This window comes from Thermohalobaculum sediminis (assembly GCF_023487995.1).
GTDB lineage: Bacteria > Pseudomonadota > Alphaproteobacteria > Rhodobacterales > Rhodobacteraceae > Thermohalobaculum > Thermohalobaculum sediminis.
In genome coordinates, this window is the sequence record NZ_JAMFKN010000003.1 from 104,171 (window position 1) to 127,588 (window position 23,418).

Genomic DNA, 23,418 nt, shown 5'->3' on the forward strand with positions numbered 1-23,418 from the left:
TATTATCGCAACGCAGGGCAGAGACCGTACTGGAGCGCGGCTCTCGTAGATATCTGCTAGATTGGCACGCTGCGAGGCCATAAGCGGTTGCGGATGTGATCCTTCCCATCTCAGCCGGACACGGTATCTACCCAAGCAATTTCATGCGCAGGCTGGCAAGGCCGATCATCGCCCCGGCCCCAGCCAGAAATGAGAGCTTAAGCTGTCTCATGTGCCACTGGGCCGTCTTGGTATACAGCCACCAAGCCTCTGATAGGTGCCCTGTGCGGGTCGCACTTATGACAACTGGCCGCACATGTTGGCAGATGATAGAGCGACGTTGCGCCGCTCGCTCTGCTCCCCCTGGAAATCCTCCGCTGAGTTCGGATTCAACAAGTCTGCGTACACCGGTTGTCGACATCTTATGAATAGCAATCTGATTGCCTTCGTGGATGCGCCGGAAGAGTGTAACGGGGGAGAGTACTTGCCCAAAACCACCGACCTCTCCCAACCTCAATACAAGGTCGTGATCCTCTGCATTCACTCGCTCTTCACGAAAGCCGCCACTCGACAAGAATGCTCGTCTTGAAATGACGATCACCCCACTTCCACCATAATAGCCGAACCCGGCCGCATCGAAGTAACACGGCCAGTAATCTATGATCGGAGGTTTCTGCGTGTAAGCCTCGAGGGATTGACGGCAATGAAAGTCGACGTATCGCCCAAAGAGCATTGCAATATCGCCCTTATCTCCAACGGCGCTCGCGTAGGTCTCCAGAGCCCAAGGCGGCCAGAGGTCGTCGCAGTCGAGGAATGCTAGGTAGCGCCCTGACGCTATGGAAGCCCCGCTGTTCCGGGCAGCGCTGGGTCCGGCATTGGCTTGCCGAGCAATGCGTGCGCGCGGAACTTCCGATGCAAGGAACTCGAAAGTACCATCCGTAGAGCCATCGTCGACAACGATCAATTCGAAGTCGCGAAACGTTTGTGCTCGGACGGACTCAAGGCACTCCCGCAATAAGGGGAGCCTGTTGTATGATGGAATGATAATAGAAAAGAACGGGCTGTTCATCACGATTTTACCGACATGATCGAGCGCTTTATCTTGGCGACCCGCTCGGCGATCTCAAAGCCGAATGCATGATAGAAGAACTGGTAGCCTGGTGGCGCGGACAGACCAGTCGGGCGAAAGCCGCTTCGGTCCTTCCTGATCGTTGCCGCGATGGAGCGCGCCTCCGCCCGGTTTTCGGGCCATGCGCTACGCGCCAATTCGAAGCGCGCCTGATTGATCGCCCATTGCCGTTCAGGGGTCAGTGCGCCAGTGGCCTCAAGATGTGCCTCGAGCCTCGCCTCGATCTTGAGGCGTTCGCGGCGAACGAGAGGCATGTCCTTGGTCGAGAGGGTCCCCGTCTCAAACCGCCGGTACACGGCTCCAACGAAATTCGTGAAGGCGAACTTCTTCCCGGCCACGAGGAGTCGCAGATACAGTTCATGCTCCTGACAGCACGGCTGCTCTTTCCGCCAGCCGGCCACGTCGAGCAGCGCACTCCTCCGCCATAGCGGCCCTCCGGTTTGTGGGAGCTCCCAAAGCGCCAACATGCGCCACGGATCTACCGCGCCCTGAAACTTATGAGCCGGCGAGATTGCCCGGCCACTGACCGCTCCACACCTCAAGTACTCAACCTCAACAGGTCCAACCAAGACATCAACGTCCGGCTTGCTCTGAACCATCTCAAGGTTTGCCTTAAGCTTATTAGGAACCAATTCGTCATCGGCATCAAGGTACTGGACCCACTCGCCTTGGGACAATTCAAGCAACCGATTGCGAGCCACGGCGGCACCTTGGTTCGAGCCACCCTCGAAGCGAATGCGATCACCGAAACTACGAATTATCGCTGGACTGGAGTCGACCGAACCGTCGTCGAATACAATTATCTCACTTTTAGGATAATTTTGAGCCAGCGCGCTCTCAATGCAAGCGCCCACCCAACGCTCGGCGTTAAAACAAGGGATGAGTACAGACACCGCCGGCGTCACGTCAGACCCCAAACACCCACATTTAGTTTATGATCTTCGCCAAATAGTAGAATAATTATATTTTAATTTTGAATTATTTTTAACGCTCTATCATAAAAAAGCCACTCAATCCGCGCATTGTAATTCAGTCAATATTTCAAATACGGACCGGATATCGTACACGAAAAATTTTTTCAAAGACAAGATATGCAACCAGATGAACTTCTTCACGACAACCGGTCAAACGGTGGATTCATTGTCACTGTAAGCAGGAATTAGGGCAATACGTCGCCCATAATGGAAAGAAACCTAAAGCTGCATGGCGGCTCGGATCCGGTCAGAACAGCGCGCTTCGGTGAAGTGAGACAGCAATCGTGCCCGTCCCGCCATTCCCATTCTACGTGCCCGGTCGGGATCGGTAAGGAGCGCGCTTATGGCCTCTGCCATTCCATTGATATCGTGCTCATCGACGAGCAGTCCCGTTTCTCCATCGGCAACAGTCTCCACGAAGCCGTTATGTCGCGTCGCCACTACGGGAACTCCTGACGCCATAGCTTCAAGAAGCGACACCCCCAAACCTTCGGTATCGCCGTTGGGGGCCGTGACCGAGTGCTGGACGAAGATTGAAGCTCTCCCCATCATCTCGGCAACAATCTCCGTTGGCAAGGCGCCATGGAGTGTAACCGCATTCGACATGCCCTCCGCGGCAACAATTTCTGAACAACGAGGCATCAATTCTCCATCCCCGACCAAGTCAAGCCGAGCATCGGAGTGCCGGCGCAAGACCTCCGAGAAAGCCGCAAGAGTCTTGTCAGGCGCTTTCTTTGCTACGAGGCGACCCACGGCGATAATGCGCCCTGGCTCGGCTGAGCTCAACTTGAAGCGGTGTTGATCAATACCGTACGGCGCGATGAAGAGCTTATCCCGAGAGCAACCAAGAGCGATGAGCTTGTCTCTCATGAACTCAGATGCAACGAAAACGCCGGCAGCGGCGCGGAAGACTCTTGCGACATGGCGACCGACGCGTGGCACACGTGCAGCAGCAGCAACTTCGTAGCCGTGCGCATATGCATAGAGCGGCGTTCGTGTAGCATGAGCCAAGTTCACAAAGTTAGCCGCGTAGTCCAAGTACTCCACCAGCAAAGCAGACGGATTATGTTCTTCGAAGAACGCAACGGCCCGCCTGAAGTCATCGCGGCGCAGATCAGCGCGCACATGTCGACGGAAACGCGCTCCCACCGACTTGACAATGCGTTCCGGCAGCGAGCGCGGCGGCTCCCAGGAAGGACACGGGGCTAACATTGGGACGCCCATTTCCTCGGCGCCCTCCAAATTTTGTGAAATTATGATGGTGGCACCCGGCATGATCGTCCGCACGTGAGCGCGGATAAAGGTCTCCGATACTTCGGAGAAACTTGGCGCTGCAATCGCGAGTGGGCCGCGTCTGTAGTTCATTGAAATTAGCTATTGCGCGGGGCCGGAACAGCGTGATCTGCGGCCGACACCTCGATTCCGCTAACGCGCGTCGAGAGTGTAACGGAACGAGGTGCCACAGGTCGAGCACGCGGTAATGCTTCGGCGCTGCGTGCCATTTTACGGGCTAGCCGCTCAGTTTTGTTCATTGCAGCGGTGAGACCAAGACGAAGCGCTAAGCGGAAAATCCTGCGTCGGTCGCGGCTCCCAGTCAGCAGCCCCATAATTACTCTCAGGATCGAAATTGGCCGTAGAGAATCATCACCTCCGCGGCGAACAATTAGGCAATCGGCTAAGCACTGCCAATACTTGCGGCCCGCTCCCCCTTCCGTGATAAGCCGATTAAGGTAGCTGTGCGTTAGTCTCTCAGGGGGGATTATGTGCTGAAAGCGAAGTTTTTCCGAATAAACAAGCATTCCGCCGGAAATCGCCAGCATAAAACAGATTTCGCAGTCGTTTCCACCCGAAAGCGCCCCTCCCGAACGGTCAGTCAGTACTGGAAATCCAGATAAAGCAAAGAGATTCAGAATGTCCGCACGACGGACGGTTAGTCCTGCGCCGAAAAGATTTCGAGGGTCATTATCCGACACCACGACGTGCTCCGCCCCTACCTCATCAGATGCTCCGTAACGATCACCGCAAGCCCAGAAACCGATGCGCGAAAAGACGTAGCTAGGCGGATCGGTCTCAAAAACTGGGATACCTGGTCCGCCGACGGCCGCAAAGCGCGGATCATCCATGAGCCGAGCAGCCTCATCCACGTAGCCGGGGCATAACAGATTGTCATCGTCACAGAAGAGTACCAGTTCGTATTTTGCCTCAAGGGCGCCGCGATGGCGAGCGTAGCTGAGACCTTGTTGCGCCTCGCGCACGACATGCAAGGGTATGCAGGATCGGCCGGCGCGATCCCAAAAATCGCGAGCGATTTCACTCACCCCATCGGTAGAACAATTGTCGACGAGGATGACCTCGAACGGGCGCTGTCCCACCTGCGAGACAAGTGCGGAAAGAACTCTCGCAATCCGTCGCCCGCCATTATAGGTGCAAATTACAACAGAGGTGCCAATCTCGGGTTTGTCGGCTGGCTCCCGCGTCATGGATGCCAAGCCCCAGCCGTCCACCGCTTGACGAACTCTTTAAGCCGCTGTCGAGCGGCGAATCGTGCGACTCTGCCCAGCGCTTTAAAAGCGCTGATCCGATCTCCGGCAAGCCATAACCGCCGCCAGTCATCGAACGGAAGGTTGGCCTCGGATCGCCTGCGAGAAAGGAGGCTCACCACGAGTGCGTCTAAAGGTCCCCGTACAGAGAATGGATGAGGCCGTGAAAAGAGTCGCGATAATTCAGATAGTTCTATTGGTGCATCGCAGTTCCAATAGCGATCAAACACAGTCCGAAACGTCGGCACACGCCCCCTGTCGCTGGCAAAAATATGCCAAATTCGGGCGTCAAAGGCCTTCTCCGGCCTTAGCCCGAGCTGAGCATTGTAATCGGCGGCAAGCTCGATGACGGTCGCATTGCCATCTTCAATCGCGCTGTTTAGCGCCTGCTGGTCGTTGTGCCGACCGGTCACATGCCAGCACGTCTGCCATTTTTCATGCCAAGAGGCCGCCAGCGCATGGGCCGCGGATGTGTCACGCCAATAGACTACCCCAGAGTTCAGAGATACTCGCCTCGGTGGCCGCCAACCGCAGGCCTTAAAGACCTCTTCCTCTAAATCTACGAGAGCAGGCGTATTCCGATGCTGGTCTGCGACAGCGGCAAGGTCAGCGGTCTTGGCCGTAAGGGGAGAGAGATCGCCGCATACAATCGTGTCACTATCGAGGAAAAGGAAATGGCCGTTCACAAAATGGCGCGCCTTTGTCTTGAGGTGGCGGCTCCTCACACGCGCCTCAGCATCAGGGGCTTCTGCAACGACGATGTCGTCGAACCCTCCTTCGATCGCAGAGAGCCCCGGCAACGAGCTCGCATCGGTCAGAAGCGTCACGTGCGCACTCGCGTCCCATGCCCGAACTGAATGTGCTGAAATAGCCGTCATCCGGACATACCGGCTAGGACCATCGGATGTGAGAACGTAGAGATATTTCACATTCTCAACTTGGCTTGTGCTAGAGATACATGACGCTTTAGGGCGCGGGCGGCACGGAGCGGAACTCTGAAATGTGAGAGTAATCTTCGCCCCAGAACAGCCTCCTCAAAGTGCTGCGGCTCGGCCATCGCCCACTTAACGATAGTTGAACTATCAAGCTTCGTGAACACTATTGTGCGATAGCATTCGAGCGCAATCGCTGACAGGCGATCAATGTTCCACTGCGAAACTTTGCGCGCGAAACAGAACGCCGTGGACGACACGCGGCAATCCTCTTCAAGGAATCCTTCGGCGACATAGGCTTCGAGAAGCCGTGCAGAGATAATGTGCTTTAGATCGAGCCAGCGCGCCTCTCCCTCTGCGTGCGTGATCTTTGGGGGCCCTGCAACATCGTCGATGACCACGAGCGCACCTTCCGTAATCCGTTCACGGAAGAGTAGGAGATCCCGATCGAAGCGACCGTCCGCGTCTATCAATAATGCATCGAGACGGGTTGGCAGCTGTGAGGATGCTATCACTTCCTCACTTGTCCCGACGAAGAGAGCAATTGCATGCGAAAGTTCCGCGCGCGCGAAATTCCTTTCGACAATCCGGCGGTTCGCTTCCCGTGCGCCAAACTTGGTGCGAGAAGATGGCTCCCCACTAAAGCGGTCATCCTCGAGCCGATCGATCGTTATAAGCTTAAACTCCGGAGTTGCTAAACTAGCGCCCATGGTGAAGGCAATTGCCGACGCACCGTGCCCTGTGCCGATTTCGAGCGCATTCATGGGAGCGTGCGCGCGCGCAAACTCATAAAGGGCATCATAAACCTCGATGGGCATCGCGCCATTCGCCGCGAGGACGTTCTCGTGAAGGGTGCTCATCTAGTCAAGGCATCCACGCCGACCCCATCAATAGGCCGGTGGTGCGGGGCGGCCGGGCCGGTTAATTGCCACCAGAGCCCTGGCATGCGGCGTCGCTCCGAACATACGAGCCAGCGCTCATCGTCGCTGCAATCGGCAAGTTCCTCGAAGCAGAATGGGTCGCGCGCCCCCGTCCCAAACGCAACGCGGTCGAATGCACGTGCCCTGGTCCACAGACGCTCTCGCGCCTCGCCCGAAGGGTCGGCCCAACGATGGACTTCAACAACGAGCGTCGCATCCCGAAGTTTTCCAAGAACAAAGTCATTTAAGAGCGAGAACTCGGCCCCCTCCACGTCTATTAGCCAGACGGCCCCGCCCCCCCCCTCGAGGGACTGACTCGCTGCATCAACCATGTCGTCGCCGGCTTGTCCAAGGATCGTAAGACGATCGCTAACGCCATTCAGAGCAGCAGTCTCAGCGATCAGTGCGCGGCGGTCAGGCGATGTCTCGAAAGCGACCGCTCGGTCGCACCATCCTGCCCAAAGCGCACCAACCACATAGTAGCCATCGGCGGCGCCGACATTTACGAACGGCCTCGGCACCGAACAGGCTGCCGCAAGATGCTCCAAGAGTTCGCGCTCGTAAATCGCCAAAAGCAAACCCGCGCGGTCCAAGCTATTCCAACCCTTCGCGGGAGCGAGCTTTAGTCCCCTGAAGGGCCCGTAAGCAACCGTACTTCCCAAGCGCTTGTCAATCTCGGCGGCCACTCTTGCGCGAACAGCCCGAAGCGACGGCCCATCGCTCTGAACGAGCGCGGCAATGCCATCTTGTCCAAGCAGACGGAAGGCAAGCGAGGTGCGAATACGTCTCAGTGTGGATAAATCTTTTTTCAACCACATGAACACACACTCACCATCAAGCAGATAAGCTCAACAAGGATTCAGCTGCGGTTGAATACAGCGGGCATTGATCTTATCGGCCCTGGCCTCCCGCGCCTGATATGGAGGCTTTCTTCCACGAAAACGCCCGAAAGATACCAAGATTAGTGCACCTGATTAATCATTTATATCGCTTCAAACTTGGCAAACTGGTTCCATGACCTGCCACCCAATTTGCCCCGCGACCAGGCCGTTGAGTTGGACCGGTAAGCGCTGAGTCTCGCGTGCGACGAAGGACACCGGAGCCGTCTCATACTCATCCAAAATGCCATCGGACTGGCTCCATAACGCAATGCGACAAACAAACTCTCGATTCAGGAGCTGCCCGCCGGGAAAAGTCAGCAGAACTTCCCGCTCTCCCGGCTCGGCAAACGACACATCTGCTCCAGCGTTAGGAGAGTTCGAGGCAAAGACCACCGTACCTTCAGTGGTGAGAAGTGCAAAAGAGAGCGCGAGCTCTCGCGATGGTTCAATTGCCGTCAAGCGGACCCTTACTAGAATTGGTCGATCGAGTGAAAGTGGTAAGTCGCCATTCGCTGAGTCATCATTTTCGATCGCGACACGCGTTAGCTGTACATACTTCTTGGGGTCCGGTGGAAGATGCACATTGATCGCTTCGGAGGTTCCCGCGCCGCGATAGACTGATATGACTTCCTCGGGTTTTCCACTGGTCCTGATCTGTCCTCCTTCGATCAGCAACGCCTTCTCGCATAGCCTTACTACTGATGGGAGTTGATGGCTGACAAATATGACAGTGCGCCCTCCTCCAGCGATAGACTGCATCTTGCCGAGGCAGCGCTTTTGGAATTCAGCATCCCCAACCGCAAGCACCTCATCAACCAACAAGATATCGGGTTCAAGATGCGCAGCCACCGCAAATGCGAGACGAACATACATACCTGAAGAGTATCGCTTCACTGGGGTATCAAGAAATCTTTCGACGCCGGAAAACTCCACGATCTCATCGAATTTACGTCGAATCTCGCCAAATTTCATGCCAAGAATCGCACCATTCAAAAAGATGTTCTCTCTACCAGTCAGCTCTGGATGAAATCCAGTTCCAACTTCTAGCAGAGATGCAACCCGGCCGCGGATTTCCACACGCCCATTGGTGGGGTCAGTGATGCGGGAGAGAATCTTCAGTAGCGTCGATTTACCAGCACCATTACGGCCGATGATTCCCAGAACCTCCCCCTCACGGACCTCGAACGAGAGGTCCCGAAGTGCCCAAAACGTCTCAAGGGTGGATTGCCTGTCGCCGCCGCGTCGAAACCAACGTTGAAACTCATCGGTCAGCATTTCACTCAAGCGCCGATCTCGCACCTCCGCCCCATGACGGATCTGGTATGCCTTACCGAGGCTGTCCACACGGATGGCAATGCCGTCCATCAAATCACGTCGGCGAAGGTTCTCTCGGCACGCTTGAAACGATCGATACCGATCAAAAGCAGAGTGATCGTCGCTGTGAGCGAAATGAGCAGCCCTGGCCAATAGACAGTGCTCTCGCCGCCTAGGATTGCCCAGCGAAAGCCGTCAATTACACCGACCATAGGGTTGAGAGCATAAAATAAGAAGAGCGTCTCTCCCAATTTCTCTCGCACTACCGTGGTGGAGAAGCCGATAGGAGATATGTAGAGACCGAACTGAATGATGAAGGGGATTACGTAACGGAAATCGCGATACTTCACGTTGATTGACGCCAGCAATAGTCCCGGTCCGAGCGCTGATAGAAACGCGAGTGCGGTGAAGATTGGCAGCGTCATCATGCGCCAGCTAGGCCAAAACTGGTAGATCAGCATCAGCGCAATCAGAATCGAGAACGCGATCAGGAAGTCGATAAAGGACGTGATAACCGAAGCGATCGGGATCACCAACCGCGGGAAATAAACTTTTGAGATCAGGGGCGCATTGCCAACAAGCGAGTTGCCGGATGCAGAAAGCGAGTTTGCGAAGAACTGCCACGGCAACATCGCCGCGTAGACCATAATCGCATAAGGTGCCGCACCTTCCGATGGTAGCCCCGCCAGATTGCTGAATACCAGCGTCATCACGATCATCGTCAGCAAAGGTTGCAGCACGGCCCAAAGAACGCCCACCACCGTCTGCTTATAGCGAGCGGCGATGTCCCGCCACGCGAACATGAAGAACAACTCACGATAACGCCAAAGATCGCGCCAGTACTCCTTTTCAGCCCGCCCGGGCTCGAGAATTAGGGTCTCTCTCCTCATCACATGCGCCTACCTCCCCCTTCCTTGCATACTTCTTTTCCAAATCGCATCTGGTGCCATCGCCACGCATCTTCGACGGCAATCTCGAGTGGCTTCTGTGCTCTCCACTTCAGCTTCTCTTCTGCAAGCATCGGATCTGCCCACAGTTCATGTGGGTCTCCCGGGCGGCGAGGGACGTGGACTTTATTAATCAAACATCCGGTGACCGACTCTACGGCCGCCACCACCTCTGAAACGGACGCTCCGCGGCCAGTGCCCAAATTCAAGGCGATTGTCTCGCCACCTGCAATCAGATGATCAAGCGCCGCAATATGTGCCTCCGCAATATCGAGGACGTGCACATAGTCTCGGATCGCAGTCCCATCTGGTGTAGGATAATCATTGCCGAAGACGGAGATCTCGGGCCGCCTTCCGAGTGCTACGTCGAGAATTAGAGGGATGAGATGCGTCTCCGACTCATGGTCTTCTCCAACATCGCAGTCCGGATCTGCTCCCGCAGCGTTGAAGTATCGAAGCCTGACCGATCTAAGCCCATGGGCACGATCAAAACTCTCCATCATCATTTCGGCTGTTAGTTTCGAAGCGCCGTAAGGATTGATCGGGACTTTCGGAGCTCCCTCGTCAATTGGCAACTTGTCGGGCTTGCCATAAATCGCGCATGTAGAGGAGAAGATCAGATTGTTACAATCTGTTTTGCGCATCGCTTCAAGAAGCGCATAAGTTCCCGCGCCGTTGACGCTCCAGTAACGCTCTGGATGGCAAACCGACTCCCCTACCAGAGCGAGTGCAGCAAAATGCATGACCGCGACAGGCTGCTCAGCAGCAAGGACGGCTTCAAGACGCGCCTTATCACGGATGTCACCTTCGACGAGCTTGCCCCACTGTACGAAGCCCCTATGACCGGTGCTAAGGTTGTCGTAAACGATGGGAGCGTATCCTTGTTTCGCCAAGAGCTTGCAGCAGTGGCTTCCGATATATCCTGCGCCGCCCGTCACTAAAATTTTCAATGTCATACCTGCGCGGAGGGGGCCAATAGTAGCAGAAAATTCATACCGATTTGGGATGCGCTACAAGGAGCAATGCCCGAACACTCAATCACAGGAAGCCCGATCCTGCTTGAGTTCCCTCGACAGCTCCTCGATCTCCGCTTTCAGCGCATCATATTCGGCTTGCTTCCGGCGCAGAAACCCCGCCGTGAGGCTGGCTTTTGCGGCTATTCCGGCGGGCGTGAGGAGATAGGCATACTGAAGCTTGTTGGGCGACACCCGGAAGTTCCTGATCTTGACCTCACCCTTCTCGACCAGCGCCTGTATGCAATAGTTTAGCTTGCCCAGGCTGATCCCCACTTCTCGCGAGAGCTGTCGCTGCGAGATCTCCGGATTCTGCTCGATCAGGCGCAAGATCCGGAACCTGATATCGTCGTTATTGTTGGACAATTCGTGAGAGCGTGATGCCCGAGCGTGGGGACAAAGCTACCGCACGGGGGGTGACTCGGCGCCCCTCGAGGATTCTCGCAACGGCACGCTCGAAAGAGCGTTCATATTTGAACGCTATCGCCAAGTGGCCACGCGAGCAAGTGACAAGAAGGACAAGCTTGCGAACGGCCACGGGCTGGCCCTTTCATGTAGACGCGCGCCTTGGGGATGCCCTGTCGAACGGGTAGAAGACTCGTCCATTGATAATCCCTCCACATCAATCCGCGCCGACAGCGGGCCATTATGCAAATTCCAAGCATCCTGATGGGGATTGGACACCTCACAGGAACTCCTGCGCGGCAGATGGAAGCGCACCTGCAACAGCGTGGCCCGAGCCTCCGCATGCATCGCTCACGCAGCGGCAGGAGTTGTGGAGCCGACCGATATGCGGCATGATCAAGACTGAGTGATAAGTCGCCGAGATTAGGGTCCAAATGGCGTAAGATCGCCCCCTAGGATCGATGCGACACGGGCGCACGCGAGGCGTTCGGCGTTTTCCGAAGGATCTTGCAACGCCGTTGAGCGAAAGAAAAACTTGGCATGCGTAGCGTAACAGCGGCAGTTGCCGCAATGGTCCAGAAGGCAGTGTACCGTTGAACTTAAAGCCCAATGACCCTTGGCGAGAGCCGAAGCGCTCTCCACCCGCGTGGGGCGCCGGTGACAGGGCGCCATCTGCCGCACCGCCGCCTGAGGGCGAAACAGACGGCTTTGACATTCGTGCAATCCTTCATCTCCTGTGGATGAAGAAGTGGTTCATCCTGCTTTGCGGGCTGATTGGCACAGCGTTCGCTGCCTGGGAGGTGTCGAAGCAGGTGCCCCGTTACACGGCTTCGGCGCAAGTGATCCTGAACGTCGGCGACGTTCAGGACCCCACCGGGATGCGAAATCCGGTCCGCAGTTACCTCTTCAGCACAGCCAGCATCAACACCGAGTTGCGCAGCCTGCAATCCGAAGATCTGCTGCGACGCGTGGTCCAGTCCCTCGAGCTCCAGAACCACTGGGAATTCAATCCGTCGATTCCACCGCCACCGCAGGCAACGTCGGCTTCGACGCTCGAGAAGCTCTTCACAACCGTGACCGAACCCTTCCGGGATGCGCCGCCGCGGCCCTCCTTCACTCCAGCACTGGGCTCCCCGGAAGCGGCGGAATCAGCCGCCGTGAGCGCGCTTCGCGGTGTGGTCTCGACGCGCAATCTCGAAGGCTCGTACGTCTTCCTCATCTCTGCCCAAACGCTGTCACCAGAGATGGCGCCAGCGATTGTCAACGCCGTGGCGCAGGAGTACGTGGCCTCGCAGCGCGAAAGAAGTTTCAACGAGATCGAAGAATCGATCGTCTGGCTTGGTGAGCGTGTCGCCGAACTGAAAGTCGAACTCGAAACGGCAGAGGGGAAAGTCGCCGATTTTGCGGCTGACGCGTCGCTCCTCGGGGAGGAGGCTCTCGTTGCAGGCAGGCTTCAATTGAAGGCAATGCGCGACCAGGAGGCGGAGCTTTGGGAGACCGCCGAGCGGTTGCGCAAGCAGATCTCCAGCCTCGAGGAACTCAGGAGAAATGACGATTTCCCAGGTATCGCCCGCGCCGCAACCGACCCGGAGCTTCAGCGTCTGGCGCGGGGCCTCAGCCGAGATGATCCAGCCGAGAACGCTCTTCCCGAGTTCGATGCACTCTTCGCGCAACTGATCGTCTCGCTGGGCTCTCAGGCAGAACGCCTAGAGGGCCGTGCGCGCGACCTCGCGGCCGCCGTCACAGAGCTCGCTGCACAGGTCAGCGCGCAGTCCTCCGACCTGATCACCTTGCAGCAATTGAAACGCGAGGCGGACGCCGCCCGGGTGATCTATGAATCGTTTCTCGGCCGGCTGAAGGAGATGTCTGTCCGACAGGGTACGCAGCGATCGGACGTCAGTGTTTTGACGCTGGCACATGGACTGGGCAGGCCAATCTTCACGAACAAGACGAGAGACTCCTTGAAAGGGGGCCTGAAGGGGATCGGCCTCGCCATTATTCTCGTTCTCGCCTTGAACGCCATTCGGACGAGCATCCGTTCGCCGGAGGAGCTCGAGGCGGTGAGCGGGCATTCGGTGATCAGCGTCATTCCGAACGGGCCATCGCGTCACGCGAAGGCGGTGCTCGAGGAGATCGTGGAAAAACCAGGCTCGAGGCTTGGCGAAGCCGTGAGAAATCTACGCACGGCGATCCAGCTCTCGAATGTCGATGTCACGCCGAAAGTGGTGCTCGTGACGTCGTCAGTTCCTGAAGAGGGCAAGAGCGTTCTGGCCGCCGCCCTTGCGCAGACGACGGCACTTTCAGGCAAGCGGGTTCTCCTCGTGGACGCGGACCTGCGCCGGCGCGTTCTGAGCAAATTCTTCGACACGACCGGCAAACAGGGGCTCGTGAGCATCCTGAGCGGCGCCAGCAGCTTCGAAGACGCTCGCATCATCGACCAGCGGACAGGTCTGCACGTGGTGCTCGCCGAGGGGGGTAAGGTCACGCCCGTGGATCTCTTCGAGTCGGACCAGTTCGCGCGGTTCCTGTCGGACGCGCGCGAGCAATACGATCTCGTCGTGCTCGACACTCCACCTGTTCTCGCCGTGCCGGACGCGCGCGTTCTCGCCCAGCATGCAGACGCCACCGTCTACGCCGTCCGCTGGAACAAGACGTCCAGGCGCATGGTGAAAACCGGACTTGGTTCACTGAGCCAGGCGCACGTGCATGTCTCGGTTCTCGCGCTGACGCGCGTCGATCCGAAGCGGATGGATATATATGGATACTACGGTTACGGTACGCGTGGTTACGGCTTGGGGAAGTATTACTCGGCATGACGCGCCGAACGGCCGTTGATCACCGGACCACAGGAGACTGCTCCGTGAAACGCGTGACAGGCAGGCACCCGGAAAGAACTGAATGACGATGAACTGTCAGATGCCCCGTCAGCTCAAGTTTGACATCCAGCATGACACGCCCGCGCCAGCGCTCTCGGAGCATTCGCATACGCCGTGTTATGACAACCTGAACAAGCTCGAATGGCCGCATCATTTTGCGTTCGAGTGTTTCGGAGCGCGGATCGCGGTCCGCTCGGAAAGTATCGAACTGCTCGAGCAACTTCAGAGCTACGTGCCCTCGGTCGCCCGGCCATATGATGGTGAGGTCGTCGACTGCGTGTTCTCGGCGATCCGTGGCGGAAAGAAGCCGAACTCCCGGGTTCGAACCTTCAACATGCTCTATCAGAACCACTCGCCGGTGGTGAGGTCGCGCAAGCCGGAGGACCTCCTCAACGGTTTCGATACATGGCTTCCAATCGTCCTGGCGCATGCAGCGCGGGAGGGCGTTTTCGTTCATGCCGGCGTGGTCGCGTGGAAGGGCCGCGCGATCGTCGTGCCAGGGCCAACCCAGAGTGGGAAGACGACGCTCATCCAGGAGCTCGTGAAAGCCGGTGCTGAGTATTTCTCGGACGACTATGCCGTGATCGATCCTGACGGACAGGTTCATCCCTACCCGAAACCCCTTGCCGTCAAGACAAAAGGAAGCCTCGAGGCGCGGCTAATCCCGGTGGAGGATCTTGGCGGCCGACAGGCGAAGGCGCCCGCACCGGTTGGGCTCGTGATCATGACGCGCTACAAGGAAGGCGCGCGCTGGCGGCCGCAGCTGCTTTCCTCGGGCCAGGGCGCGCTTGCCTTGCTTTCGAATACGGTCGCCGTACAATCGACGCCGGAAAAGTCGATGGAGACCATGGCATCGATCTCGGATCAGGCGCGCGTCGTGCGAACCTCGCGCGGAGAGGCGGCGGAGGCAGCGGGCAAGATCTTGCGAATGATCGATCGCGTCGCGTGACGCAATGCGTTCAGGGAGTTCACGTTGACGGAAACACAGAACACTCCCATGGTCCGGACCGAAGGTCTGATCGTTCAGCCTGCCGGCAAGGAGATCGTCGTCTACGAAATTGCGACCGATCGTGCGAGCGCCCTGAGCGAATCAGCGAGTGCCGTGTTCCAGCTCTGCGACGGCACGAGAGACGCGAGACAGATCGCTGCGGAGATCGGGCAGGACGTCAAGCTTGTAAACGCGGCTCTCGATGGACTTGCGCGTGCCAACCTTCTTGAGAACTCGGGTGCATTTCGGATGGCACGAGGGTCGAGGCCGTCGCGCCGCGAGCTCATGCGAAATGCCGGCCTCACTGCCGCCGCGGCCATCCCATTCGTGACGACGATTTTGACTCCGAGCCCCGCTGCGGCGGTATCGGTTCGAGCTTGCATCGAGGTTCAGGGGATCCCATGCGACCAAAACAATTGCTGTCCGGATGGATTGATTTGCTCGAAGCCACGGAATCCGGACGGAAGTTGCGGCGACCCCTTCCAGTGTATCCCTGACGGATGTCAGTCGCTTCCAGGTTACCCGGATTGCCCCGTGAAACTGCCCAAGGTGACGTGCCAATAGCCTTGAGTGCGGATCGGCACGCGGATCTTTTTGCGCTCGCGAAACGCGAAGCCATCCTGGCAGCGGTCGCCACTTTCCTCGATGCCGAAGGCCTCAGACCTCTTTTCTTCAAGGGCTGGACCGTTGCGCAGTTCTACGACCGCCCGGACGAGCGGGCGATGGGCGATATCGACATCTGCGCAATGCCCAGAGAGTTCAGTGCTGTTCGCAGAGCACTCGAGACACTCGTGCCTCCGGCCGCTCGGGCCGCGACGGAACTGGAAGACGGAACCGTCAACCTTCACATCGCCGCCGGCGCGCCGCACCTGGGCGTGATGGTCGATCTGCATCGACATCTTGCAAAGTATCGGCTCGAGGTCGACGAAGTGTTTGCTCAGGCGCAGGAGCTGCGCGTTGGCGGGCAGGCGCGTATCCTGGTTCCCTGCCCCGAGCATCATCTGCGGATTTGCGCCATGCATTTCGTGATCGATGGTGGCGTGCATCGCCGTCCACTCGAGGACGTTGCTGCCATCGTCGCGGCCTGCACCGAGACCTTCGATTGGCAACGCGCGCTTGGCCATGACCCGATCGTCCGGGGCTGGGTCGCCTGCGCGGTGCGGCTTGCAGAGCAACTCCTGTCGCGCGATCGTGCCGCGGCCCTCCCTGACATGGTGCGCGACGTCGACCCGCCGGCCTGGCTGCTCAAGACTGTGAGAGCCGCGCTCAACCGAGGCGAGCAAATGGACGGTCAACGCATGAGACTCTCCGAGATTTATCGGCTCGCGCCCCGCCATCTTCCCAGGGAGATCGCGGCGCGCTGGCCGAACCCGATCAGGGCAAGCGTCGAGCTCAATCGCGCCTTTGACAACGCGCCGCGCTTCCCGATCCAGCTGGCGCATTTCCTGCGCGGCACCGTGCGCTATGCGATGCGGCCATTGGCTCGCCGGGTGTGATCGTTCTCTGTGATCACACCCAACCGCGCCCCGCGCGCGCGAGCCTTGCGCGATAACACCAGATGTTGCGCAAGGACAGCGCTCGAGAGCCCCATCGTGGGCCTCCAGTGATTGCCCCCGGGCTCTCCGACGCCGGCGACGGCGAGCGTCGGGCTCAATCATGTCTCTCGCGAGGCGTCGCGCCTGGCGCTCCTGGAGGCACATCTCGTTCACGGCATGACGCGCCACGTGCTTCGGCGGCTTGCGTCTGCGGCGTGGTCAACGCTTGGCCGTCCACCGCGCCTTGGCAACTTGCGGCGGTCAAACTCACTCTCTGCCACCGGTTGGCGCCAGTTCGGATGACGGCACCGCAATCTCCCGTCGGGCCCCGAGAAGTTCGAGCAGAACCCGCGCGCGGCCCGCTCCGTCGAGGGCCACGAGGCGTCCGACCTGCCCAGCCAGTGGGCCGGTGAGGAGTTCGACCGCCTGCCCCGGACGGAGTTCACGCGTGAGGTCAACGATGCCCGCCCGGTCTGCGGCCGCGATCAGGCCCTCGACAAGGCCGCGAGGCGCGGCAATCGGGAACGATCCATCCGTCACCAGCTGGGCCACGCCGTAGGTCCCCATGACTGCGCGCCAAGGGCCGCTGGCGAGGTCCAGCCTCACGAAAAGATAGCGGGGGAAGAGAGCGACACGGACCTCGCGTGTACGGCGCGCGTGGCGCACGGTCTTGAGCAGCTTCGGCAGAAAGACCTGAAATCCCTGGTTCTCGAGGTTTGCCCCGGCAAAGCTCTCCTTGTGCGGCTTGCTGCGCACCACGTACCAGCGCGGATCGGTCCCATCCGGCTCCTTGTCGCTGCCCGGCTTCATCCCCTTCTCCCCCAGGCTGCCTGCGCGACGCCGAAAGCCATTCGTGGCCTTCGCGAAGTCAGTCGGCGGGCCTGCTGTTCCGGCGTCGTCGCAAGCGCTCTGCCCCGGCCCACTTGACCTGTCACGGCAACTGCCTTCTCGTCCGCCATGACACGTTCGCCCGGGCCGCAGCGGACCCGATCGAGAGATTGATTTCCGCCCATTATGCCCCGCCTCGGGATGATGACTGCCGTCGCGGGCTCGACGCTCCGATCACGGGCCGGTCTCCCCGCTGCTCCCCAACGACCCAGAGCCCGACGATCTTCGGTGCGCCTTCGGGCAGTTGGCGCGTCCGAGGTATCGTCCGGAATTCTCATGGTCAGGCCGCAACGACTGACGCGAGCGCGAGCGCGACCGCCGCGCCAAACGCCGGAGAGAGCGCTCTCGCATCAATTTTGCCGGGTTCCACCATGTGCGCGGCGAAATCCGGCCGCGCTCAAGCAGGTCTTCGCAGCCGCGGGCCAAACTCCCGGAGCCCCTACTGTGCGTCGGCCAGAGTGCACTCTCCGTTGATGCCGCACACACTCGCACCGCCCTCAAGCAGGAGCAGGTTGGTTTCACCCGGGGTCACGGCGAAATCAAAGATGGTGCCCCGCACACCGATCGTCGCCGCGGGCGTCTGGATCAGGTAGGCGTCCTTCTGACCGCCGCCGGTGATGAAGCGGAAGGCGCCACTGAAGGCCCGAACGACGAACTGGTTGTCGGCCGCCCGGCCGCGGAAGACGAAGGAGTCCAGGATCAGGCTGGAATTGGGGCCGACCACCATGCGCGTTCCGTCCTTGAAGCGGAACGCGACCTCGCCATTCCCGTCGGTTGTCACGCGGTCGCCAAGGGACACTTGCATGCCCGTCTTGAGCGGCTGCTGTCCCACGGTGCCCTCGGTGGTGGCATTGTCCACCACAGCCACCGCCTCACCGATGAGTTCGGCTTCGGCGATACCGGCCTCGGTGAGGATGGCCAAGGCGGCAAGGAAGACGACGAGGATGCGCTTCATACTCAAATACTCTCATTCGTTTGCGATCTGAGACGCGGCCTGCTGCAAATTCCACGCCTGGACGATGTCGCAGCCCGCGTCACAGCCCCCGCCCCCCATGCGCCTCATTCACGTCAAACTCGTTCATCACCTTATATCATCAGGCGTCACGCCATTCTAGAACATTGATGCTGCGCCGCACGCGGGGGTTGTCTTGCGCCGACCTCGATCTTGGAGCGCAGGGGTCCCCGCAGCCCACCACGCATTGCAGGCGACCCGCACCAGATCGGTGCCATGCCCCCCCCCGATCACCGCAGGGAACCGGCCGGAGATCAACCGGCCGGGACGAGTTCCAGCTCGACTGCCTCGGGCGCCGCAAAGTCCTCCATCCGCGTCGGCATCTTGTTGATGAACTCGACAAGCTTCGGGCCGAAACGTCGCGCGAGAGGCCGACAGTCCTCGAGGGCCCGCTCGATCGACGGGGGATCGTTTCGACCGAGGGCCTCGATCAGACGAGCATGCTTCTCCCGCAACTCGGCAAAATCCGCAGAGGCGCTGACAGTCTCATCGCCGACCAGCACCATGAGGCTGACACGATCGGTCTTCCCCTTGAGCGCGACGCCTCCGGCCTCAAGGAAGGCGAAATCGGGCACCTGCTCGGCCGTCGAGCGGCAAACAACGAGATCATACCCGACCTCCTTGCACGCCGACTCAACCCGCGCTGCGACATTGACGGCATCGCCGATGGCCGAGTAGTTGAAGCGCTCGGCCGAGCCGACATTGCCGACGCAAGCGGGACCGGTGTTGATGCCGACGCCGATCTCGATTGGCCCGTCCCGGGCCACGTGCTCCGGCAACCCGAAGGACTGGTCGGCGTTCATCCCTTGCACGGCCGAGCGCATCTTCAAGGCGGCGGCGCAGGCGCGCCTGCAATGATCCGGCTGGCGCAGCGGCGCGTTCCAGAAGGCCATCACCGCGTCGCCAATGAACTTGTCGATCACGCCGGCCTCTTCCGCGATCTCGGCGCCGAGCCTGCTCAGCAGGCGGTTCAGAAAGCTCACCACCTCTTCGGGCGCAAGCCGCTCGCTCAAAGGCGTGAAGTTCCGCACGTCCGTGAACATCACGGTCAGCTCGCAGTTCTCGCCCCCGAGTTGCACCTGGCTGTAGTTTCGCTCGATATCCTTGAGGACCTCGGGATGAACATAGCGGCTGAACGCCGTTCGGATGCCGCGCTTCTCCCGGTCCGTCACGATATAGCGGAAGACGGTCACGATGAACCAGACAGCCAGGCCGCTCCCGAGCGGGAAGCTGAAATCGACGAGGACGCCAAGATCCCGAAAGGCGTACCAGATCCCGAAGGAAATGACGGCCGAGATCGCCGCGCCCACGAGGAGTGCCGTCTGTGCCGTGCCGAAGATCGTTGCGAGGCTCACCGCGAGGCAGGCGATGAGCATCGCGAGGAGTTCGGCGGTGCGCGTCCAGTCCTTCCTGACGAGGAACTGCTGCTGGATGATCTGTTCCATCGCCTGGGCATGCATCTCGACACCGGGCACGGTTTGTCCAAGCGCAGTCCGGTGAAGATCGAAAAGCCCTGTCGCCGAGGTGCCAATGAGGACGATCTTGCCGGAAAGATCGGGCACCAGCGCGGTCAGGCGTTCGTTGTCGAAGATGTCCGCGGCGCTGACATACCGGTCGGGCCGGTACTTGGTGTAGTAGAGAATCACCTCGCCGCGCGGGCCGGTCGGGACATCGAACGCCCCGATCCGCAGGGACTGCACGCGCCCGGCGCCTTCATCGGCATGCACGACATAGGTCTGCGCCCCCTGCGCGATCCGCAGGGATTCCGTGATCAGGCTGGGATAGAGATCCTCGCCGTCGGACCAGAGAAGCTGGACGACCCTGACGGCTTGTGCCGAGTTATCGGCCCTCAGATTGACCGATCCCACCCCTGCCGCGGCCTCCGCGAGAACCGGCAACAGGCGCGCGCCGCCCGGCAGTTTGGTGATGTAGGGGGCGGGATCGTCGCCGGTAAACGCGAAGCCGGCCTTCACGGGCGGCGCGCCGGTCACCTGGGGAGATGAGCCGAAACCCAGGACCACGTTGCCGCGGCGCAAGGCATCGGCGAAGATCTCGTCGTTGCTGAGCTCGCTGATCGTGACGTTGCCGCCTTCGCTCGAACGCAGCACCGGCCCCGGCACCTCCGGGCGCAGACCGCTCGAGGTCATGCGATCGGGCTCGACGAACAGGAAGTCGAAAGCGACAACTGCCGCACCTGCAGCGTGCAACCGGTCGACCAGCTCCGCCAACTGGTCACGCGGCCAGGGCCACTGGCCGAGCTTTTCGAGCGATGGCTCGTCGATATCGACGATCTTGATCGGTGCATCGATATAGGTGCGCGGCTCGGCCCGCTGCAGAAGATCGAAGGCCGTTTGCCGGGCTTCCCGGACAACGAAAGGGTCGAGGATGCGAAGCGTGATCAGGCCCGAGATCGCGACGAGGCTTATGAGGATGATGCTGAGATGGTAGCTGACAAATCGCTTCCAGCGGGCGTTGCGCGGTTTCTGCCCGCCATCCTCCGTCGACCTGTTCTTCCTGCTCCGCAGCACCAAAAAAAAACCGCCCTTCATCCAAGCTTACGCGTCAGATGTGCTCGCACATCACATGCGCGGCAGATGGAAAACACCACGTCCGCGTCCCGGTCATTCGCTGGGAGGGCTCCCCGTCGTACGTATGGCGGAGGAGCCGCTACCAGATGTTGCCACGACAGCGCCGATGACGGCTGCCGGTATCACGACCGCGGCCGCGATGACCGGAAGAGAAATCGCCCCGATCGCGCCGGCCGCGGCGAAGCCCGACCCCGCCGCAGCTGCGCCGCCCGGCACCCCGGTCGCCGCACCGCTCGCCGCGCCCGCGGCGGAGGCGGCACTGCCAGGATCGATCGCCACGCCGAAGCCCGAAAGGCAGCGCGCGCGCCTGTCTGCCGGCGCCTTGAAATCGTCGGGCAAGTGCGTGTCATTGCGGGTGAGATAGAAGGGGTCGACGTCAGAGGTCTGGTACTCATCCTCATCGAGGACGAAAGGCGTGTCCCCCTTGACGGCGCGGATATACTTGCAGCGCTCTTCCTCACTGGCACCGGCCTGCGGACCCGGCGTGCGTGCGTCCCCCTGGGTCACGGCGGCGAGCGTTTCCTGTGCCAATGTGGGGCCCGGCGCGAGCACCGAGAGGGCGAGCGCGGCAGCGGTCACAGCGCCGACGACGGTTCGAGACGGGCGTCGAAAGCAAGCCGGGAGCACGCCGAGGCACCAAGATGATGACGCGCCAAGGGAAGCACGAAAAATCAGACAGCTCGGACGCTCAGAAGACATTCCGGCTCCAATGGCTAAGTGCCTTTCAGCATCCAAACGTATCCCCACGGCGAATTGTTTTCCAGCGGCATCTCCATTGATGCCGAATCCGGACTTCACCGAGCCACGTCAAAAAGCGACATCCGCGCCATCCGACCGGGCGTCAGAAGGCGGCCACCTGGCTCGGGAACTGCAGGAAGAAGGACGGGGTGAGCTGGCTCAGGGCCCGGTTCCAATCGGTCACGAGCTGCGATGAGACAAAGACGAGATCATTGGGGCGCATGCGAAAATCGGCGGCGACCACCAGGTTGGCCGCGTTCTCCGCATCGAGATGATAGGCCGTGACACCGCCAACCCGCGCGGGATCGGTCGATCGGCGCAGCACATAGATCTTCGCGTAATCCGCGGTAGCGAGGTTCAATCGCCCTCCCCCGCCCAGGAGGACATTGGAGAGGCTCATGTATCCCTCGAAGGGCAGCTCCACCTCAGCGTTGCCCAGCTCGCCCGCGATGAAGGCGTAAGGACGCTGCACCGCCCCAAGCTCCAGACGCTCGTTGAAGAGGGCACGGTCGCGCGCGAGCTTTGCCTCGATCTCGTCCTCGATCGCCTTGCGGCGGTCGATTTCCGCCAGTTCCTGACCGCGCAGAAGCAACTGCTCCTGGAAATAGCGCTCCGCCTCGCCCGCAAGATCGGGCGGGAAGCCAACATAGATGCTGTCGCCGTCCAGCAGCAGCAACTTACCGAGGCCGGGATTGCTGAGATATGTCTGAAGACCGATCTGGTAGATCTCGCCACCGCGAAAAATCTGGATCTTCGTGACCTCAGGATCCTGAGCAACGACGCCGCCGGCAATGTTCAAGGCCACTTCGAGACTGAGCGGCTGCAAGGTGATCGGAACCAGGGACGGCGAGCCCACCATGCCTCCGATGGAGACGCGGCGGGAATTGAACTCGGCGACTTCCAGAGTGAAGGCCGGCCGGACACCGGCGGCGACGAGCGCCTTGAAGATCGCTTCCTCGGCATCTTTCAGCGTCATGCCGGCCACACCGATGCGACCGACATCGGGCACGGCAATCGCGCCATCGTCCTGGACGGTGTAGCCCTCGCGCTTGGACTGCGAGGCGATCAGCGCCGGCAGGCCGGCAATGGTCGTGCCCTCCGAACTCACGCTGATCAGAAGCACGTCCCCCATGCCAATGCGGTAAGGTCCGGGATCGATCTGCGGCGGAATCCGGTCGACCACGGGATCGGGGCGGGTCGCTCTTCGAGCCGTCGGCGCCGGCAGCGGGCGGGCAGTTCCATAGGACGCCAGACGCACCGACTCCGCAGCATTCGGCTGGAAGGCTGTCGGCAGACGCGGAGGGATATACGGTTCGAGGTTTGCGGCAGCGGCGGTCTCGTAGGTCAGCGGCACGACCTGCACATCGAGATCCGTCTGATAGAACGGCGCGTTCTTCCCCTCACTGACCTTCGGAACCGTGTAGATGACGCCGCACCCCGTCGATCCAAAAACGAACGCGCAAATAAGCCCGGCCTGCAGCCGCATGAGAGCCCCCGGTCGACTGATCACGGTCACTGAGAGTTCTCTTACCATCTCACGAGGTTGCGGTTAAGCGAGAGTTCCTCGAGCACCGGACTCCCGGGCCGCCTGCCGTCATTCGGTCACATCCGCACCGGGACCGAGCGCTGCGGCACGCAAGGCACGGGGCTCTTTGGGCATTTCGCTCCCTTGGTCGGACAGAGGGACGCCCAGGAAGCCGAGTTTTGTTCTGTGCCACTCCGGCAGAACGACGGCCTGCCGTCCGATCGCCTGCGGCCC

19 protein-coding genes are annotated in these 23,418 nt (G+C 60.0%); 3 read left to right on the plus strand and 16 right to left on the minus strand.

What is annotated here, in order from left to right; genetic code table 11:
• Positions 1–127: 127 nt before the first annotated feature.
• From M1105_RS07690 to M1105_RS07740, 11 genes are all read right to left on the minus strand, one after another.
• Positions 128–1,048 carry a glycosyltransferase family 2 protein gene (locus M1105_RS07690; protein WP_249579765.1) on the minus strand — a complete coding sequence of 307 codons (921 nt, stop codon included), beginning with the start codon at positions 1,046–1,048 and terminating at the stop codon, positions 128–130.
• Positions 1,048–2,013 (minus strand): glycosyltransferase family 2 protein, encoded by a 966-nt coding sequence (locus M1105_RS07695; protein ID WP_249579766.1) that lies wholly within the window; start codon positions 2,011–2,013, stop codon positions 1,048–1,050. Before M1105_RS07695 ends, M1105_RS07690 begins: the two co-directional genes overlap by 1 nt.
• A gap of 288 nt (positions 2,014–2,301) precedes the next feature.
• Positions 2,302–3,447 carry a glycosyltransferase gene (locus tag M1105_RS07700; protein ID WP_249579767.1) on the minus strand — a complete coding sequence of 382 codons (1,146 nt, stop codon included), beginning with the start codon at positions 3,445–3,447 and terminating at the stop codon, positions 2,302–2,304.
• A 5-nt stretch (positions 3,448–3,452) separates the two neighbouring features.
• Positions 3,453–4,562, minus strand: a complete 1,110-nt coding sequence (locus tag M1105_RS07705; RefSeq protein WP_249580158.1) for a glycosyltransferase — start codon at positions 4,560–4,562, stop codon at positions 3,453–3,455.
• The gene (locus M1105_RS07710) at positions 4,559–5,449 is read right to left on the minus strand and encodes a putative nucleotide-diphospho-sugar transferase (RefSeq protein WP_249579768.1); all 891 of its coding nucleotides are present in this window, start codon (positions 5,447–5,449) and stop codon (positions 4,559–4,561) included. Before M1105_RS07710 ends, M1105_RS07705 begins: the two co-directional genes overlap by 4 nt.
• Positions 5,450–5,547: 98 nt before the next feature.
• Positions 5,548–6,414: an O-methyltransferase gene (locus tag M1105_RS07715; protein WP_249579769.1), complete on the minus strand. Its 867-nt coding sequence runs from the start codon at positions 6,412–6,414 to the stop codon at positions 5,548–5,550.
• A complete protein-coding gene (locus M1105_RS07720) occupies positions 6,411–7,292 on the minus strand; it encodes a hypothetical protein (protein WP_249579770.1) in 882 nt (293 codons plus the stop codon). Before M1105_RS07720 ends, M1105_RS07715 begins: the two co-directional genes overlap by 4 nt.
• A gap of 174 nt (positions 7,293–7,466) precedes the next feature.
• Entirely contained in the window at positions 7,467–8,720 is a 1,254-nt protein-coding gene (locus tag M1105_RS07725; protein WP_249579771.1) for an ABC transporter ATP-binding protein, read from the minus strand.
• Positions 8,720–9,559, minus strand: a complete 840-nt coding sequence (locus tag M1105_RS07730; RefSeq protein WP_249579772.1) for an ABC transporter permease — start codon at positions 9,557–9,559, stop codon at positions 8,720–8,722. The genes M1105_RS07725 and M1105_RS07730 overlap by 1 nt, the downstream gene beginning before the upstream one ends.
• On the minus strand, positions 9,559–10,572 hold the full coding sequence (gene galE / locus M1105_RS07735) for a UDP-glucose 4-epimerase GalE (protein WP_249579773.1): 1,014 nt from the start codon (positions 10,570–10,572) through the stop codon (positions 9,559–9,561). Before galE ends, M1105_RS07730 begins: the two co-directional genes overlap by 1 nt.
• Before the next feature lie 78 nt (positions 10,573–10,650).
• Positions 10,651–10,995, minus strand: a complete 345-nt coding sequence (locus M1105_RS07740; RefSeq protein ID WP_264759554.1) for a MarR family EPS-associated transcriptional regulator — start codon at positions 10,993–10,995, stop codon at positions 10,651–10,653.
• A 632-nt stretch (positions 10,996–11,627) separates the two neighbouring features.
• Between M1105_RS07740 and M1105_RS07745 the strand changes: the two genes are divergently transcribed.
• From M1105_RS07745 to M1105_RS07755, 3 genes are all read left to right on the plus strand, one after another.
• The gene (locus M1105_RS07745; RefSeq protein ID WP_264759555.1) at positions 11,628–13,850 is read left to right on the plus strand and encodes a GumC family protein; all 2,223 of its coding nucleotides are present in this window, start codon (positions 11,628–11,630) and stop codon (positions 13,848–13,850) included.
• Between the two features lie 82 nt (positions 13,851–13,932).
• Positions 13,933–14,859, plus strand: a complete 927-nt coding sequence (locus M1105_RS07750; RefSeq protein WP_249579776.1) for a phosphoenolpyruvate carboxykinase (ATP) — start codon at positions 13,933–13,935, stop codon at positions 14,857–14,859.
• Between the two features lie 605 nt (positions 14,860–15,464).
• A complete protein-coding gene (locus tag M1105_RS07755; protein WP_249579777.1) occupies positions 15,465–16,394 on the plus strand; it encodes a nucleotidyltransferase family protein in 930 nt (309 codons plus the stop codon).
• Between the two features lie 306 nt (positions 16,395–16,700).
• Here M1105_RS07755 and M1105_RS07760 read toward each other — a convergent pair whose 3' ends face one another.
• The 5 genes from M1105_RS07760 to M1105_RS07780 form a co-directional block, all read right to left on the minus strand.
• Complete coding sequence (locus M1105_RS07760; RefSeq protein ID WP_249579778.1) at positions 16,701–17,243, minus strand: transcriptional activator RfaH; 543 nt, start codon at positions 17,241–17,243, stop codon at positions 16,701–16,703.
• Between the two features lie 517 nt (positions 17,244–17,760).
• Positions 17,761–18,276 carry a FecR family protein gene (locus tag M1105_RS07765; RefSeq protein ID WP_249579779.1) on the minus strand — a complete coding sequence of 172 codons (516 nt, stop codon included), beginning with the start codon at positions 18,274–18,276 and terminating at the stop codon, positions 17,761–17,763.
• A gap of 311 nt (positions 18,277–18,587) precedes the next feature.
• Positions 18,588–20,882 (minus strand): CHASE2 domain-containing protein, encoded by a 2,295-nt coding sequence (locus M1105_RS07770; RefSeq protein WP_249579780.1) that lies wholly within the window; start codon positions 20,880–20,882, stop codon positions 18,588–18,590.
• Positions 20,883–20,954: 72 nt separating this feature from the next.
• Positions 20,955–21,500 carry a hypothetical protein gene (locus tag M1105_RS07775; protein ID WP_249579781.1) on the minus strand — a complete coding sequence of 182 codons (546 nt, stop codon included), beginning with the start codon at positions 21,498–21,500 and terminating at the stop codon, positions 20,955–20,957.
• A 262-nt stretch (positions 21,501–21,762) separates the two neighbouring features.
• Positions 21,763–23,145 (minus strand): polysaccharide biosynthesis/export family protein, encoded by a 1,383-nt coding sequence (locus tag M1105_RS07780; protein ID WP_249579782.1) that lies wholly within the window; start codon positions 23,143–23,145, stop codon positions 21,763–21,765.
• Positions 23,146–23,418 lie beyond the last annotated feature (273 nt).